Source organism: uncultured Sphingomonas sp. (genome assembly GCF_964243315.1).
GTDB lineage: Bacteria > Pseudomonadota > Alphaproteobacteria > Sphingomonadales > Sphingomonadaceae > Sphingomonas.
The window spans coordinates 1-14,543 of sequence record NZ_CAXTEM010000007.1; the positions used below are offsets into that span (position 1 = coordinate 1).

Consider the following 14,543-nt stretch of genomic DNA (forward strand, 5'->3'; position numbering starts at 1 on the left):
AGGCGGTGGTGATCCGCTGCGACGGCCGCACCTTCTTCGCCGGCGCCGACATCACAGAATTCGGCAAGCCGATGCAGGAGCCCGGCCTGCCGACGGTGATCGACATGATCGAATCCGCCGACAAGCCGGTCGTCGCCGCGATCCACGGCACTGCCCTCGGCGGCGGCTGCGAAGTCGCGCTCGGCTGCCACTACCGCGTCGCCGTGCCCTCGGCGAAGATCGGCACGCCCGAGGTGAAGCTCGGCCTGCTACCCGGCGCCGGCGGCACCCAGCGCATCCCCCGCATCGCCGGCGTGCCTCTCGCGCTCGAGATGACCGCCAAGGGCGATCCGATCTCGGCGAAGCAGGCGCTCGACGCCGGCCTGGTCGACAAGCTCGTCGGCGAGGACAGCCTGGAGGCCGACGCGATCGCCTTCGCCCGCGAGATTGCGAGCGCCCGTCCCCTGCCCCGCGCCAGCGAGAAGACCGCGACACCCGATCCCGACGCAGTCGCCGCGTTCCGCAAGGCCAACGCCAAGCGCTTCCGCGGCTTCGAAGCGCCCGAAGCCAACATCAAGTGCGTCGAGGCGGCGTCGAACGGCTCCACCTTCGCCGACGGCATCGCCAACGAGCGCGCCGAGTTCATGAAGCTGATGATGGGCACCCAGTCCGCCGCGCAGCGCCACATCTTCTTCGCCGAGCGTCAGGCCGCGAAGATCGACGGCATCCCCGCCGACATCCAATTGCGCGAGATCAAGCGCGTCGGCGTGATCGGCGCCGGCACGATGGGCGGCGGCATCTCGATGAACTTCCTGTCCGCAGGGATCCCGGTCACGATCGTCGAGATGCAGCAGGACGCGCTCGACCGCGGCACCGGCGTCGTCCGCAAGAACTACGAGGCGTCCGCCGCCAAGGGCCGTATCAAGCCCGAACAGGTCGAACAGGCGATGGGCGCGCTCAACCCCACGCTCGACTTCGATGCGCTCGCCGATTGCGACCTGATCATCGAGGCGGTGTACGAGAACATGGACGTGAAGAAGGAGATCTTCACGAAGCTCGACGCGCTCTGCAAGCCAGGCGCGATCCTCGCCTCGAACACCTCCTACCTCGACATCGACGAGATCGCCGCCTGCACCAAGCGTCCCGAAGACGTCGTCGGCATGCACTTCTTCTCGCCCGCCAACGTCATGAAGCTGCTCGAAGTCGTGCGCGGCGAAAAGACGGCGGGCGACGTGCTCGCCACCGTCATGGCGCTCGCCAAGAAGATCAGGAAGGTCGCGGTGGTTGCGGGCGTCTGCCACGGCTTCATCGGCAACCGCATGCTGATGCCGCGTCAGGTCGAGGCCAACAAGCTGTTGATGGAGGGCGCCACGCCCGAACAGATCGACCGCGTCCATGTCGAATTCGGCATGCCGATGGGGCCGTTCCAGATGAGCGATCTCGCCGGTGTCGACATCGGCTGGCACCGCGATCCGACCCGGATCGAGAACATCCGCGACGCACTCGCCGCGGAAGGTCGCTGGGGCCAGAAGAAGCAGGCCGGCTTCTACGATTACGACGAGAAGCGGAACCCCACGCCCTCGCCCCGCGTCGCCGAGATCATCGAGGATTTCCGCTCCAAGTCGAACATGAAGAAGCGCGAGATCACCGACGAGGAAATCGTCGAACGTACCCTCTACACGATGGTCAACGAAGGCGCGCTGATCCTCGAAGAAGGCAAGGCGCAGCGCGCGTCCGACATCGATGTGGTATGGATCTACGGCTATGGCTGGCCGGTCTATCGCGGCGGCCCGATGTTCTGGGCGCAGACCGAAGGCTATGACAAGGTCGTGAAGGGCCTGGAAAAGCACGGCTTCCCCGTGGCGCAAAGCCTGAAGGCAGGCACGATCAAGTAACCAACCCTCCCCGGCATGGGGAAGAGAACCATGCGAAGCATGGTGGAGGGGGCGAGCCCCACAAGCTCCGCTCCCGAGGGTCCCCCTCCCCCACCGGTAAGGAACAGGAGAAGATGCAGATGACCGACCTCGACACCTTCCGCCGCGAGACCAGGGCATGGCTCGAGGAGAACTGCCCGCCCGAAATGCGCGAGCCGGTGCGCACCGAAAAGGATGCGGTCTGGGGCGGTCGCGACCAGAGCATGCTCACCCCTGCGCAGAAGCAGTGGATGGACACGATGGGCGCGCGCGGCTGGACCGTGCCCGATTGGCCGACGCAATATGGCGGCGGCGGCCTCTCGCCTGCCGAGACCAAAATCCTCCGCGAGGAAATGGCCGCGATCCGCGCGCGCAATCCGCTCAACAGCTTCGGCATCTCGATGCTCGGGCCGGCGCTGCTGAAATACGGCACTGAGGAACAGAAGCTCGACCACCTACCCAAGATCGCGCGTGGCGAGATCCGCTGGTGCCAGGGCTATAGCGAACCCAATGCCGGCTCCGATCTCGCCGGCCTCGCCGCCTCGGCGGAGGACGCGGGCGACCATTACATCGTCAACGGCCAGAAGGTCTGGACCAGCTATGCCGACAAGGCCGACTGGATTTTCTGCCTGGTCCGCACCAGCAAGGAATCGAAGCAGGGCGGGATCAGCTTCGTGCTGTTCGACATGAAGACGCCGGGCGTCTCGACCAAGCCGATCCTGCTGATCAGCGGCTATTCGCCGTTCTGCGAGACCTTCATGGACAATGTGAAGGTGCCGAAGGCCAATCGCGTCCATGACGAGAACAAGGGCTGGGACGTCGCCAAATACCTGCTCGGCCACGAACGCGAGATGATCTCCGGGATGGGTCTCGCCGGCGGCGGTCGCAATCCGCTGATCGAGGGCGCGATCGCCACGGTCGGCCTCGATCACGACGGTCGCCTCGCCGATCCGCTGCTGCGCTCGCAGATCGCGATGTTCGAGGTTCGGGCCAAGGCGTTCGGGGCGATGTCCGAACGCTTTATCGACGAACTGAAGGCCGGTCGCGCGCATCCCGCCCAGCCGAGCATGATGAAATATGTCGGCACCGAGCTGAACAAGAGCCGCTACGAGCTGATGATGGCCGCGGGCGGTTCGGACGCGCTCGAATGGGAGAGCGATCGCTCCAACGGCGGCGGCACCCCGCGCGCGTGGCTGCGGACCAAGGCGAACTCGATCGAGGGCGGCACCAGCGAAGTCCAGCTCAACATCATCGCCAAGCGGATCCTCGAACTGCCCGCCTAAGCGACCGCCTTGCTCCTGCGGACGCAGGAGCCCAGAGCCACAGGGCTGGACGGCTGGAACCCTGGGTTCCGGCGTCCGCCGGAACACGGAAAATAAGATCCCATGCCGCTCTACCTCGACGACGACCAGACCGCCCTTCAGGACACGATCCGCGACTTCGTCGCCACCGAGGCGCCGGTCTCGCACCTCCGCGCGCTCCGCGACGCCGACGACCCGACCGGATTCAGCCGCGATCTGTGGAAGCAGTTCGCCGAGATGGGGTTCACCGGCATGATGATGGGCGAAGACCAGGGCGGGCTCGGCATGGGCCATGTCGAGGCCGGCGTCGTGCTCGAAGAGATCGGCCGCAACCTGACCCCCTCGCCCTTCCTCTCCACCGCGGTCGCCGCGGTTGCGGCATTGCAGGGCACCGCGCAGGCCGACCGCTGGTTTCCCGGCATCGTCGCCGGCGACACCGTCGCAGCGCTCGCGATCGACGAAGGCGCCAAGCACCGCGATCACATCGCGATGAGGGCCGAGCGATCGGGCAATGGCTTCAAGCTCACCGGCGCCAAGCAGTTCGTCACCCACGGCCATGTCGCCGACCTGCTGATCGTCGCCGCCCGCACCGCCGGCGCCGCGGGTGACGACGAGGGCGTGACCCTGTTCGCGGTCGACAAGGACGCCGCCGGCCTGACCGCCGAAGCCGAGCGCCTCGCCGATTCCAGCCTCGCCGCGCGCATGACCTTCGACGGTCTCGAGGTCGATGCCGACGCGGTAATTGGCGAGGTCGACGCCGGCCGCGCGCCGCTCGATCGCCTGCTCCGCGCCGGCCGCACCGGGGCCTCCGCGGAACTGCTCGGCGTCGGCGGCGGCGCGATGGACATGACCGTCGGCTATCTCAAGCAGCGCAAGCAGTTCGGCACGCTGATCGGCAGTTTCCAGGCGCTCCAGCACCGCGCCGCGCACCTCTATTCGGAAATGGAGATCGCCCGCGCCGCCGTCCTGAAGGCGCAGCAGCAACTCGACGCCGGGCACGCCGATGCCGATACCGCGGTGTCGGTCGCCAAGGCGATGACCGCGCTCGCGACCACGCTCAGCGTTCAGGAAGGCATCCAGATGCACGGCGGCATCGGCATGACCGACGAATACGACATCGGCTTCTACATGAAGCGCGCGCGCGCGCTCGCCGAGATGTTCGGCGACGCCAACTTCCACGCCGATCGGCTCGCCCGCGCAGCAGGCTATTGATGACGGAGCCCGACCCCGAGGCCTGGACGCCCCCGCTGCCGGAAGTGTTGGCGGCCGGCCTGGTATCGCTGCTCGACGTCGAGGAGATCGACACCGATCTCTATCGCGGGGCGCGCCAGCCCGGCGGTCGCGGCCGGGTGTTCGGCGGGCAGGTGATCGGCCAGGCGCTGCAAGCCGCGCAACGCTCGGTGGAGGGCAAGGCGGCGCACTCGCTCCACGCCTATTTCATGCGCGCGGGCGACGAAGAACACCCGATCATCTTCCGCGTGGTCCGCGATTTCGAAGGCAAGAGCTTCTCGACCCGGCGCGTCATCGCGCTGCAGAAGGGGCAGCCGATCCTCAACATGGCGGCGTCTTTCCAGGTTCCCGAAGACGGGCTGGCGCATCAGGACGCGATGCCGGACGTGCCCCCGCCGGAAGACCTCCAGTCCGAAAGCGAGCTGCGCCGTGCCGCCGCCGACAAGATGCCCGAGCGCTACCGCGAGTTCTTCCGCCGCCGCACGAGCCCGATCGACATCCGCCCGCTCCACCCGCGTAGCTGGTTCGAACCCGTCACGCGGGAGCCGCGCAACTATAGCTGGTTCCGCGCCGTCGCGCCGATCGGCGACGATCCCGCGATGCACCGCGCGGTGCTCGCCTATGCCAGTGACATGGCGCTGATGGCGACATCGATGATGCCCCACGGCGTTAACTGGATGACCCCCGGCATGCAAAGCGCGAGCCTCGATCATGCGCTATGGATCCACGAGCCGGTGCGTGCCGACGAATGGCTGCTCTACGCCACCGACAGCCCCTGGGCCGGCCACGCCCGCGGCATGAACCGCGGCAGCATCTTCTCGCGCGACGGTCGTCTGGTGGCGAGTGTCGCGCAAGAGGGGCTGATCCGCAAACGCGAGCCGCGTTGAGGGTTTGTTCACGCTAAGGCGCAAAGGCGCGAAGCAGACGGGTTCCACGCGGAGGCGCGGAGGTAAGAGGCTGCGCCGCAGGCTCCAACTTTCTCTTCCTCTGCGTCTCCGCGCCTCCGCGCGAACCCCCTCCCTACTTCTTCGCGCCTTCGCGCCTTCGCGCCTTCGCGTGAACCAATCGTGTTCCCCACACCCGTTCGTTTCGAGTAGGGATCGAGCTCGTCAAGAGCCCGTATCGAGAGGCATCGCCCCAAGAGAGGACCTCTCGATACGCCGTCTCGACAGGCTCGACGGCTACTCGAGGCAAACGGGTGGAGAGGCTCCCCCCTAAACCGCCGTCTTCCCATATTCCTGCCGCGTCACTGGGTGGCTCGACGACAGTCCGCCATCCACCGCGATCGCCTGCCCGTTGACGTAGCTCGCATCGTCCGACGCCAGGAACAGCGCGACCTTCGCCAGTTCCTCCGGCTGCGCGCCGCGCCGTAGCGGGTTGAGCCGCCCGAGCTTGTCCATTTTGTCCGCACCCCGCGCATAGTCGAAGGTCGGCTTGGTCATCCCGGTCTCAGTTAGACCCGGGCAGATCGCGTTGACCCGCACGTTCGATCCCGCGAGTTGCTGTGCCGACACCTGGGCGAGGTTGATCACCCCCGCCTTCGACGCCGAATAGGCGGGCGACCCCGCGCCCGATCGGATGCCCGCGACGCTGGCGGTGAGCACGATCGCCCCCTGCCCGCGCTCGGCGATCCGCGGCGCGGCATGCTTGATCGCGAGGTACGGTCCGATCAGGTTGACCCGCAACACCTCGGTAATCAGCGCGACGTCGGTGTCGAAGATGTTCGCCATTCCGCCCGAGATGCCCGCATTGGCGAACATCACGTCGAGCCCGCCGAACCGCTCGCACGCGAGTGCGACGGTGCGAACCACGTCCTCCTCCAGCCCTGCATCGACCCGGATCGCGACCGCCTTATTACCAGCCTCGCCGATCAGCCGCGCCGTCTCGTCCGCGCCTTCGGTACGGTCGGCGCATACCACGCTGCCGCCCTCCGCGGCGAACAGCAGCGCCGCGGCGCGACCGATCCCCGAGCCGGCGCCGGTAACGATGATCGACTTGTCGGTGAACCGCATTGCAATCGCTCCCAATTAAGCCGTTCGTGTCGAGTAGAGACCGAGCTTGTCGAGGGCTCGTCTCGAGACACACAGGTCTCTCGATACGAGCACTCGACGAGCTCGCTGGCTACTCGAGACGAACGGGAGTTTCGCGGGGACCAGCCACCTAGATCGTCACCCCGCCGTCGATCACGATCGTCTGGCCGGTCATGAAGCTGCTCGCCGGTGCCGCCAGGAACACCACCGCGCCCGCGATCTCGTGCGGCTCGCCGATCCGACGCAGCGGGGTGGTCTGGTTGCGCTTCGCGGCGGCCGCCTCATCCTCCCACAGCGCGCGCGCGAAGTCGGTCTTGATCAGCCCCGGCGCGATGCAGTTCACGCGAACGTTGTGCGGCCCGTATTCGACCGCGAGATTGCGTGCGAGCTGCATGTCGGCGGCCTTGCTGATGCAATAGGCGCCGATCACCGGCGATCCGCGCAGCCCGCCGATCGACGAGATGATGATGATCGACCCGTCACCACGCTCGCGCATCTCCGGCGCGACCATCGAGATCAGCCAGTGGTTGGAGACGATGTTGTTGTCGAGGATCTTGCGGAACTGATCGTCCGCGATCCCCTCCTGCGGTCCGTAATAGGGGTTCGACGCCGCGTTGCAGACCAGCACATCGATCCGCCCGAATGCCGCCCGCGTCCGGTCGACCAAGTTCTGCAACCCCGCCTTGTCGGAGATGTTCGCCGCCACCGCGATCGCAGTGCCCTCGCCGAACCGCGCATCGATTTCCGCGACCACCGCGTCACACGCATCCTGCTTGCGGCTGGAGATCACCACCTTCGCACCGTGCGCCGCCAGCTCGATCGCCGAGGCATGCCCGATCCCGCGCGACGATCCGGTGATCACGGCGACCTTCCCGGCCAGATCGAATTGCGACATGCTGGTCCTTCCTCCTTCTATTTCGTTTTCCCGCGCAGGCGGGAATCCAGGATCAAGCAAGACAATGGCTTATGGTTCTGCTCGGCCCTGGGCTCCCGCCTTCGCGGGAGCACAAGCTAGCTAAGCGCGACCTTCACGCCCCTGCCTTCTCCGCAAATCCCCAACTCGCCTTCGCCAGCCGGTACACGCCGGCCGCGGACCGCTCCGCCTGCGCGCTCGACGCGGTGCCTTCGACGATGCGCTTCTTGATCCCCTGGACGATCCCGGTCAGCCGAAAAAGATTGTACGAGAAATACCAATTGAGGTCCGGCACCCCGTCGCGCCCGGTCGCCGCGCAATACCGCTCGACCATCGCCTCGATCGTCGGGATGCCGCTGTCGCCCCCCGCCTTGCCGAGCACGCCCGAGCGCCCTTCCGGCTCGGTCACCCAGCTCATCAGAAAATAGGAAAAATCCGCCAGCGGATCGCCCAGCGTCGACAGCTCCCAGTCGAGCACCGCGATAACCCGCGGCTCGTCGTTCGCGAAGATCATGTTGTCGATCCGGTAGTCGCCATGCACGATCGAGGTACGGTCCTGCGTCGGCAGCGTCCGCGGCAGCCATTCGATCAGCCGCTCGACCTCGGGCATCGTCTCGGTCTCGCTCGCGCGATACTGCTTGGTCCAGCGCGCGACCTGCCGCTCGAAGTAATTGCCCGGCTTGCCATAGTCGCCCAGCCCCGCCGCGACGTGATCGACCTTGTGCAGATCCGCGAGCGTGTCGCACATCGCATCGTAGATCCCGGTCCGCTCGGCGGGCGCATAGTCGGGTAGCGTCCCGTCCCACAGATTGCGCCCGTCCGCCAACCCCATGACGTAGAACATCGCCCCGATCACGCCCTCGTCGGTGCACAGGCCGTACGGCTTGGCGACCGGAAAGCCGGTCGGATACAGCCCGTCGATAAGCCGATACTCGCGGTCCACCGCATGCGCCGACGGCAGCAACGGCCCGAACGGCTTGCGGCGCAACACATAGGCGCCGGACGGACTGTCGATCCGATAAGTCGGGTTCGACTGCCCACCGGCGAACTTCGCATAGGTCAGCGGGCCTTCGAACCCGGCAACGTTCGCGGTCATCCAGTCGGTCAGCTTCGGAACGTCGAGCCGGTCGCGCCCCTCCGCCGCGATCGTGCCCGTCATCGTCGCCGTGGCGCTGGTCTCGGTCACGATCCTCTCCTCACGCGAAGGTGATGACGCTGCGGGTGGCATCGCCCTTGCGCAGCTCGTCGAACGCGTCGTTGATCCGCTCCAGCGGCAGCCGGTCGGCGATGATCGTGTCGAGATCGAGTTCGCCGCGCATGTAGAAGTCGACGAGCCGCGGGATATCGACCGGGAAGCGGTTCGACCCCATCAGCCCGCCCTGCAGCTTCTTGCCCGCCAGCAGATCGAGCGCCGACAGCCCGACCTTCTCGGCAAGCGGCATCATCCCCAGGATCGTCGCGGTGCCGCCGCGCCGCAGCACCTTCACCGCGGTCGCCGCCGATTGCGGGCGGCCCACCGCCTCGATCGCGTGATGGACCCCGCCGCGCGAGATCTCGACGACCTGCTCCGCCGCGGTCTCGCTCATCGCGTCGATCACATGCGTCGCCCCGAGCTTCTCGGCGACGGCACGCTTCTCCGCCACCGGATCGAGCGCGATGATCTTCGCCGCGCCCGCGATCTTCGCCGCGTTCACCGCCGCCAGCCCGATCCCGCCGCAACCGACGACGCACACCGTCTCGCCCGGGGTCACGTCGGTGGTGTTGAACACCGCGCCCGCGCCCGTCGTCACCGCGCAGCCGATCAGCGCCGCGCGATCCATCGGCATGTCGCGGTCGATCGCCACGCAGGCATGTTCGTGCACCAGCATCATTTCCGCATAGGCCGACAGGTTGAGCATCTGCGCGACCGGCGTATCCCCCAGCATCAGCCGCGGCGGCGCGCCCTTCTTGCGCTTGGTGTCGGCGCCGAGACATAGCGACATGTGTCCTGTGACGCAGAACTCGCAATGCCCGCAGAACGCCGACAGGCAGGTCACGACATGATCGCCGACCTTCACCGTCGCGACATCGTCCCCGATCGCCTCGACGACGCCCGCGGCCTCATGCCCCGGGATGGTCGGCATCGCATGCGGATAGGCGCCGTCGACGAAGTGCAGGTCCGACCGGCACACCCCCACCGCAACGGTACGGATCAGCACCTCGCGCGAGCCGGGCTTGCTGACCGTCACCTCCTCGATGCTGAGGGGTGCCTTGGCTTCGAACAGGACGGCGGCTTTCATGAGGTACTCCGAATGCTGATAATGCACCGTTCGCCCTGAGTAGCGGCTGAGCGAAGTCGAAGACGCGTATCGAAGAGATGGTTCGATACGGGCCTTCGCCTGGCTCAGTCCCTACTCACCACGAACGGGTGTTTGTTTGAACGGCCTACCGAGAAACGCCGACATCCCCGCTCGACACCGCCTCCGCGCGATAATCGCCGTACTTCCCAAACTCGTTGCGTGCGATCGCGCGGTTGTGGACCTCGTCCGGCCCGTCCGCGAAGCGCAGCGTCCGCATCGCCGCCCAGGCATGCGCGAGGCCGGTGTCCTGGCTGACCCCGCCGCCGCCATGCGCCTGGATCGCGTCGTCAAGGATCTTCAGCGCCATCGTCGGCGCCTGGACCTTGATCATCGCGATCTCCTGCTGCGCCGATTTGTTGCCGGCGCGGTCCATCATGTCCGCCGCCTTCAGGCAGAGCAGCCGCGTCATCTCGATGTCGATCCGCGCCCGCGCGATCCGCTCCTCCCAGACCGAGAACTCCGAAATCCGCCGCCCGAACGCGACGCGGCTCTGCAAACGTTTCGCCATCGCCTCGATGGCGACCTCGGCAACGCCGATCGTGCGCATGCAGTGATGGATCCGCCCCGGCCCGAGCCGCCCCTGCGCGATCTCGAACCCGCGCCCCTCGCCGAGCAGCACGTTCTCGACCGGCACGCGGACATTCTCCAGCAGCACCTGGCCGTGGCCGTGCGGCGCATGGTCATAGCCATAGACCGACAGCATCCGCTCGATCGTCACGCCCGGCGTGTCCATCGGCACCAGGATTTGGCTCTGCTGGCCATGTCGCTTGGCGTCGGGATTGGTCTTGCCCATCACGATCGCGATCGCGCAGCGCGGGTCGCCGACGCCCGACGACCACCATTTGCGGCCGTTGATCACATAATGGTCGCCGTCCCGCACCATCTGCGTCTCGATGTTGGTCGCATCCGACGACGCGACCGCAGGCTCGGTCATCAGGAACGCCGATCGGATCGTGCCTTCCATCAGCGGCTTCAGCCAGCGCTCCTTGTGCTCCAGCGTACCGTAGCGATGAAGAACCTCCATGTTGCCGGTGTCGGGTGCCGAGCAATTGAAGCATTCGGACGCCCAGCCGACCCGGCCCATCTCCTCGGCGCACAGCGCATATTCGAGGTTCGACAGCTGCGTGCCTTCGAACGCGAAACTGTCGTCGACATGGGTCTGGCCCGAATGCGGCGGCATGAAGAAATTCCACAGGCCCTGCGCCTTGGCGATCTCTTTCACCTCTTCGATCACCGGGATGATCTTCCAGCGCTCGCCCTCGTGATGCTGCTCGTCATGTTCCGCCTGGCGCGGCCTGATCTGCTGATCGATGAAGCTTTTCACGCGATCCCGGAAATAGGTCTCGCGTTCGCTGAGCGTGAAATCCATGCAGCCTCTCCGCTATGTCGTCTCGTCGGTTGGCGGCGGTCTAGACCGTACCGCGTATTCGGTAAAGCGCCGCGCACGCCCCGCAAACGCGTTTTTGCCACCTACGCGATTGCGCCGAAATAACACTGTCTCTTCGAAACGAAGCTGATACTGTGGCTCGATGGGCGGGGAAAACACGGCCGGCAACGAAGTATCGGGCACGAAGCGCTTTCGGGCGAAACGCGACGCGATCCTGGCCGCTGCGGCAGAAGCGATCAACGAACAGAGCGCGAAGGGCATGACCTTCGCGGACGTTGCGCGCCGCGTCGGCCTCAACACCACCAGCGTCACCTATTATTTCAAGCGCAAGGAAGACCTCGCCGCCGCGGCGTTCGAACACACGCTGGATTACCTCCTGGTGATGCTCGATGCGGCGATGGAGGCGAAGACCCCGCAGGAACGCGTCCGCCGCTACATGTCGCTCAACATGGCGCGGCTCGATCGTGTCCGGCTCGGGCAGGAACGGCCCATGGCGATCCTATCGGATCTCCGCGCGACCGAGGATCCCAACCGCACCCGGCTGATGAACGGCTGGCGCGAGGTGTTCCGTCGCACCCGGCGCCTATGGGGCAACAGCAGCAACCGCGCGCAGACCGACCTCTACGGCGCCCGCGCGCACGTCCTGCTCGAAAACACCTTCTGGCTGCCGGTCTGGCTGACCCGCTACGAGCCCGATCAATATGGCCGGTGCGAGGCCAAGATGATGGACGTGTTCGAACACGGTATCGCCGGCAAGGCCGCCGCCTGGAACCCGACCACGCTGGTGCTCGATCATCAGGAGGCCGAGCTCGGACGTGCGGCATTCCTGCTGGCGGCGACGCGGCTGATCAACGAACTGGGCTATCGCGGCGCCTCGGTCCAGCGCATCGCGTCGGAGCTGAACGTCACCAAGGGCAGCTTCTATCACCATCTCGATGCCAAGGACGATCTGGTGATCGCCTGCTACAAGCGCAGCTTCGACACCATAACCGACGCGCAGCAGCATGCCGACGATCTCGGCGGCACCCATTGGCAGCGCCTGTCGAGCACGATCGCGACGCTGCTCGACATCCAATTCGCCGAACGCGCGCCCCTGCTCCGCACCACCGCGCTGAGCGGTCTGCCTGCCAATGTGCGCACCGCGATGGTGGATCGCTCCAACCGCATCGCTCGTCGCTTCGCGGGCACGATGATGGACGGCATCGCCGAGGGGTCGATCCGCCCGGTGGACTCACTGATCGCCGCGCAGACGCTGATGGCGCTTCAGAACGCCGCGTTCGACATGCGCAAATGGGCCAGCACCATGCCCCGCGACCGCGCGATCGCGATCTACGCCTCGACCCTGCTCTACGGCCTGTTCGACGACCGCGCGCTGGCGTGATCCCGGCGCAGCATTCGTCCTTGGGCCACTGAACGCTTCTGCTTTCGTTCGCACACGTGCCGGCTTGTGTCCCCGCGAAGGCGGGGACCCAGTACTGGGCTCCCGCCTTCGCGGGAGCACCAGCGGGGCGGGGAGGAGTCGTTACTCTTCGCCTACATCTTTAAAGGGTAGACTATCGATCAGATCAGGGCTGTGAGTTAAGCGGCGAACCTAACCACTAAGGCCAAGATAGCGCCGCCACGCGGATCGCTGCCTCACGCCACCCACTCCGCACGCCCGATGCCCTGCGCATAGAGCAAGGCCGTCAGATCCCCATGCTCGATCCGCGCCCCGGCCGCCGTCGCGACGATCGGCTTGGCGCGATAGGCGACCCCCAGCCCGGCTACCTCGATCATCGCCAGATCGTTGGCGCCGTCACCCACCGCCAGAGTCGCCCGCGACGCGAGGCCCCGCTCCTCGACCGCCGCGAGCAGTGTCGAACGCTTGGTCTCCGCGCCCACGATCGGCTTCGCCACCGTCCCCGTCAGCTGGCCATCCGCGATCTCCAGCCGGTTGGCGATCGCCCGATCGAACCCGATCTCCGCCGCAACCGGCTCCGCGAACCGCGTGAAGCCGCCCGACACCAGCACCGTCAGCGCGCCGCGCGCGCGCATCGTCCGCACCAGCGCCTTAGCACCCGGCATGATCGTGACGCGTTCTGCGAGACACCGCTCGATCACCGCCTCGTCGAGCCCCGCCAGCAACGCCACCCGGGCGTCCAGCGCAGCCTCGAAGTCCAGCTCGCCGCGCATCGCCCGTTCGGTGACCGCAGCAACCTCCGCCTTGATACCCGCATAGTCGGCGAGTTCGTCGATGCATTCGACCGTGATCATCGTCGAATCCATGTCCGCGACGAGCAGCGCCTTGCCGCGCCCCTCCGCCGGCTGGACGACGATATCCACTCCATCGAACCGGCCCTCGAGCGCTTCTCGTGCGGCAGCGGAATCCATCCCGAACCACAGGTCCGCGGCCTTGCCCTCGTCGATCCAGCCCGAGGTCGCCGGTGCGCAACCCGCGACCGCCAGCCGATCGGCCGCCGCGGAAATCTCCCCCGCAGCCATGCTTTGCGCTGCTATGAGTGTCGCCGTGAACATCGCAAACTCCAAGCCGAAGGTGGCGCTCATCGCAGGGCCGACCGCCAGCGGCAAGTCGGCGCTCGCGATCGAAATCGCCGATCGTCACCGCGGCGCTGTCATCAACGCCGATGCCAGCCAGGTCTATACCGACCTGCGCATCCTCAGCGCACGACCATCGCCGGCCGAAGAGGCGCGCGTACCGCACCGCCTGTTCGGTCACGTCGACGGCGCCGACACCGGCTATTCCGCCGCACGCTGGGCAGCGGAGGCCCGCCGGGAGATCGACGCCGCGCATGCGGCCGGGCTGCTGCCCGTGCTCGTCGGCGGCACCGGCCTGTACCTGCGCACCCTGATCGACGGCATCGCGCCGGTACCGGCGATCGATGCGGCGGTACGAGAGGCGGTGCGCGCGCTGCCGGTGGCGGAGGCGCATGCGCTGCTGGCCGTCGAGGATCCCGCGGCGGCTGCGCGCCTCGCACCTGCCGACACGACCCGCGTCGCGCGCGCACTGGAGGTCGTTCGTGCGACCGGTCGCCCACTCGCGGCATGGCAGCTGGAACGGGTCGGCGGCATCGGCGACCGTGTAGATTTGGCCGCCGCTATCCTCCTGCCGTCGCGCGACGTTTTGATGGCGCGGATCGACGGTCGCTGCGTGGAGATGATCGAAGCGGGCGCCGCCGATGAGGTCGCAGCGCTGATCGCCCGTGACGACATCCCCGCCGACGCGCCGGTGCGCCGCGCGATAGGGGTTGCGCCCCTAGTAGAGCTACTAGCTGGCCGGTCAGACGCTGCTTCGGTACTGTCACGCCTGCAGCTCGACACGCGTCGATACGCCAAGAGGCAATATACCTGGTTCCGCAATCAACCTCCACAAAGCTGGCATCGGACGACAGATTCTAATGTGGCGATGGCTGCTATAGAAACATTATTGTTCTGACGCGGGTTGACGTGGGAG

At 66.7% G+C, this 14,543-nt stretch carries 12 protein-coding genes; 6 read left to right on the forward strand and 6 right to left on the reverse strand.

Annotation, left to right across the window (positions count from 1 at the left end):
- The 4 genes from ACFE77_RS03745 to ACFE77_RS03760 all read left to right on the forward strand — a co-directional run.
- Window positions 1–1,874: 3-hydroxyacyl-CoA dehydrogenase NAD-binding domain-containing protein (locus tag ACFE77_RS03745; RefSeq protein WP_375420288.1), on the forward strand; the 1,874-nt coding region annotated here is incomplete at its 5' end.
- A 119-nt stretch (window positions 1,875–1,993) separates the two neighbouring features.
- Entirely contained in the window at window positions 1,994–3,175 is a 1,182-nt protein-coding gene (locus ACFE77_RS03750) for an acyl-CoA dehydrogenase family protein (protein ID WP_375420374.1), read from the forward strand.
- Between the two features lie 102 nt (window positions 3,176–3,277).
- Window positions 3,278–4,405 carry an acyl-CoA dehydrogenase family protein gene (locus tag ACFE77_RS03755; protein WP_375420289.1) on the forward strand — a complete coding sequence of 376 codons (1,128 nt, stop codon included), beginning with the start codon at window positions 3,278–3,280 and terminating at the stop codon, window positions 4,403–4,405.
- Window positions 4,405–5,310, forward strand: a complete 906-nt coding sequence (locus tag ACFE77_RS03760; RefSeq protein WP_375420290.1) for an acyl-CoA thioesterase — start codon at window positions 4,405–4,407, stop codon at window positions 5,308–5,310. Before ACFE77_RS03755 ends, ACFE77_RS03760 begins: the two co-directional genes overlap by 1 nt.
- Before the next feature lie 327 nt (window positions 5,311–5,637).
- Here the strand turns inward: ACFE77_RS03760 and ACFE77_RS03765 are convergent, their stop codons facing one another.
- The 5 genes from ACFE77_RS03765 to ACFE77_RS03785 all read right to left on the reverse strand — a co-directional run bounded on the left by ACFE77_RS03765 (window position 5,638) and on the right by ACFE77_RS03785 (window position 11,074).
- Window positions 5,638–6,435 (reverse strand): SDR family NAD(P)-dependent oxidoreductase, encoded by a 798-nt coding sequence (locus ACFE77_RS03765; RefSeq protein WP_375420291.1) that lies wholly within the window; start codon window positions 6,433–6,435, stop codon window positions 5,638–5,640.
- A 148-nt stretch (window positions 6,436–6,583) separates the two neighbouring features.
- A complete protein-coding gene (locus ACFE77_RS03770; protein WP_375420292.1) occupies window positions 6,584–7,348 on the reverse strand; it encodes an SDR family oxidoreductase in 765 nt (254 codons plus the stop codon).
- 133 nt (window positions 7,349–7,481) lie between these two features.
- Window positions 7,482–8,525: a phosphotransferase family protein gene (locus ACFE77_RS03775; protein ID WP_375420375.1), complete on the reverse strand. Its 1,044-nt coding sequence runs from the start codon at window positions 8,523–8,525 to the stop codon at window positions 7,482–7,484.
- Between the two features lie 37 nt (window positions 8,526–8,562).
- Window positions 8,563–9,645 (reverse strand): Zn-dependent alcohol dehydrogenase, encoded by a 1,083-nt coding sequence (locus ACFE77_RS03780; protein WP_375420293.1) that lies wholly within the window; start codon window positions 9,643–9,645, stop codon window positions 8,563–8,565.
- 145 nt (window positions 9,646–9,790) lie between these two features.
- Window positions 9,791–11,074, reverse strand: a complete 1,284-nt coding sequence (locus ACFE77_RS03785; protein WP_375420294.1) for an acyl-CoA dehydrogenase family protein — start codon at window positions 11,072–11,074, stop codon at window positions 9,791–9,793.
- 160 nt (window positions 11,075–11,234) lie between these two features.
- Here ACFE77_RS03785 and ACFE77_RS03790 point away from each other — a divergent pair, with 160 nt between their 5' ends.
- Window positions 11,235–12,473, forward strand: a complete 1,239-nt coding sequence (locus ACFE77_RS03790) for a TetR/AcrR family transcriptional regulator (protein ID WP_375420295.1) — start codon at window positions 11,235–11,237, stop codon at window positions 12,471–12,473.
- Between the two features lie 254 nt (window positions 12,474–12,727).
- On the opposite strand, the gene serB is transcribed toward ACFE77_RS03790, so the two are convergent.
- Window positions 12,728–13,606, reverse strand: a complete 879-nt coding sequence (gene serB, locus ACFE77_RS03795; protein WP_375420296.1) for a phosphoserine phosphatase SerB — start codon at window positions 13,604–13,606, stop codon at window positions 12,728–12,730.
- Between serB and miaA the strand changes: the two genes are divergently transcribed.
- Complete coding sequence (miaA, locus tag ACFE77_RS03800) at window positions 13,587–14,525, forward strand: tRNA (adenosine(37)-N6)-dimethylallyltransferase MiaA (RefSeq protein WP_375420297.1); 939 nt, start codon at window positions 13,587–13,589, stop codon at window positions 14,523–14,525. The two genes, serB and miaA, sit on opposite strands and share 20 nt — an antisense overlap.
- Window positions 14,526–14,543: the final 18 nt, after the last annotated feature.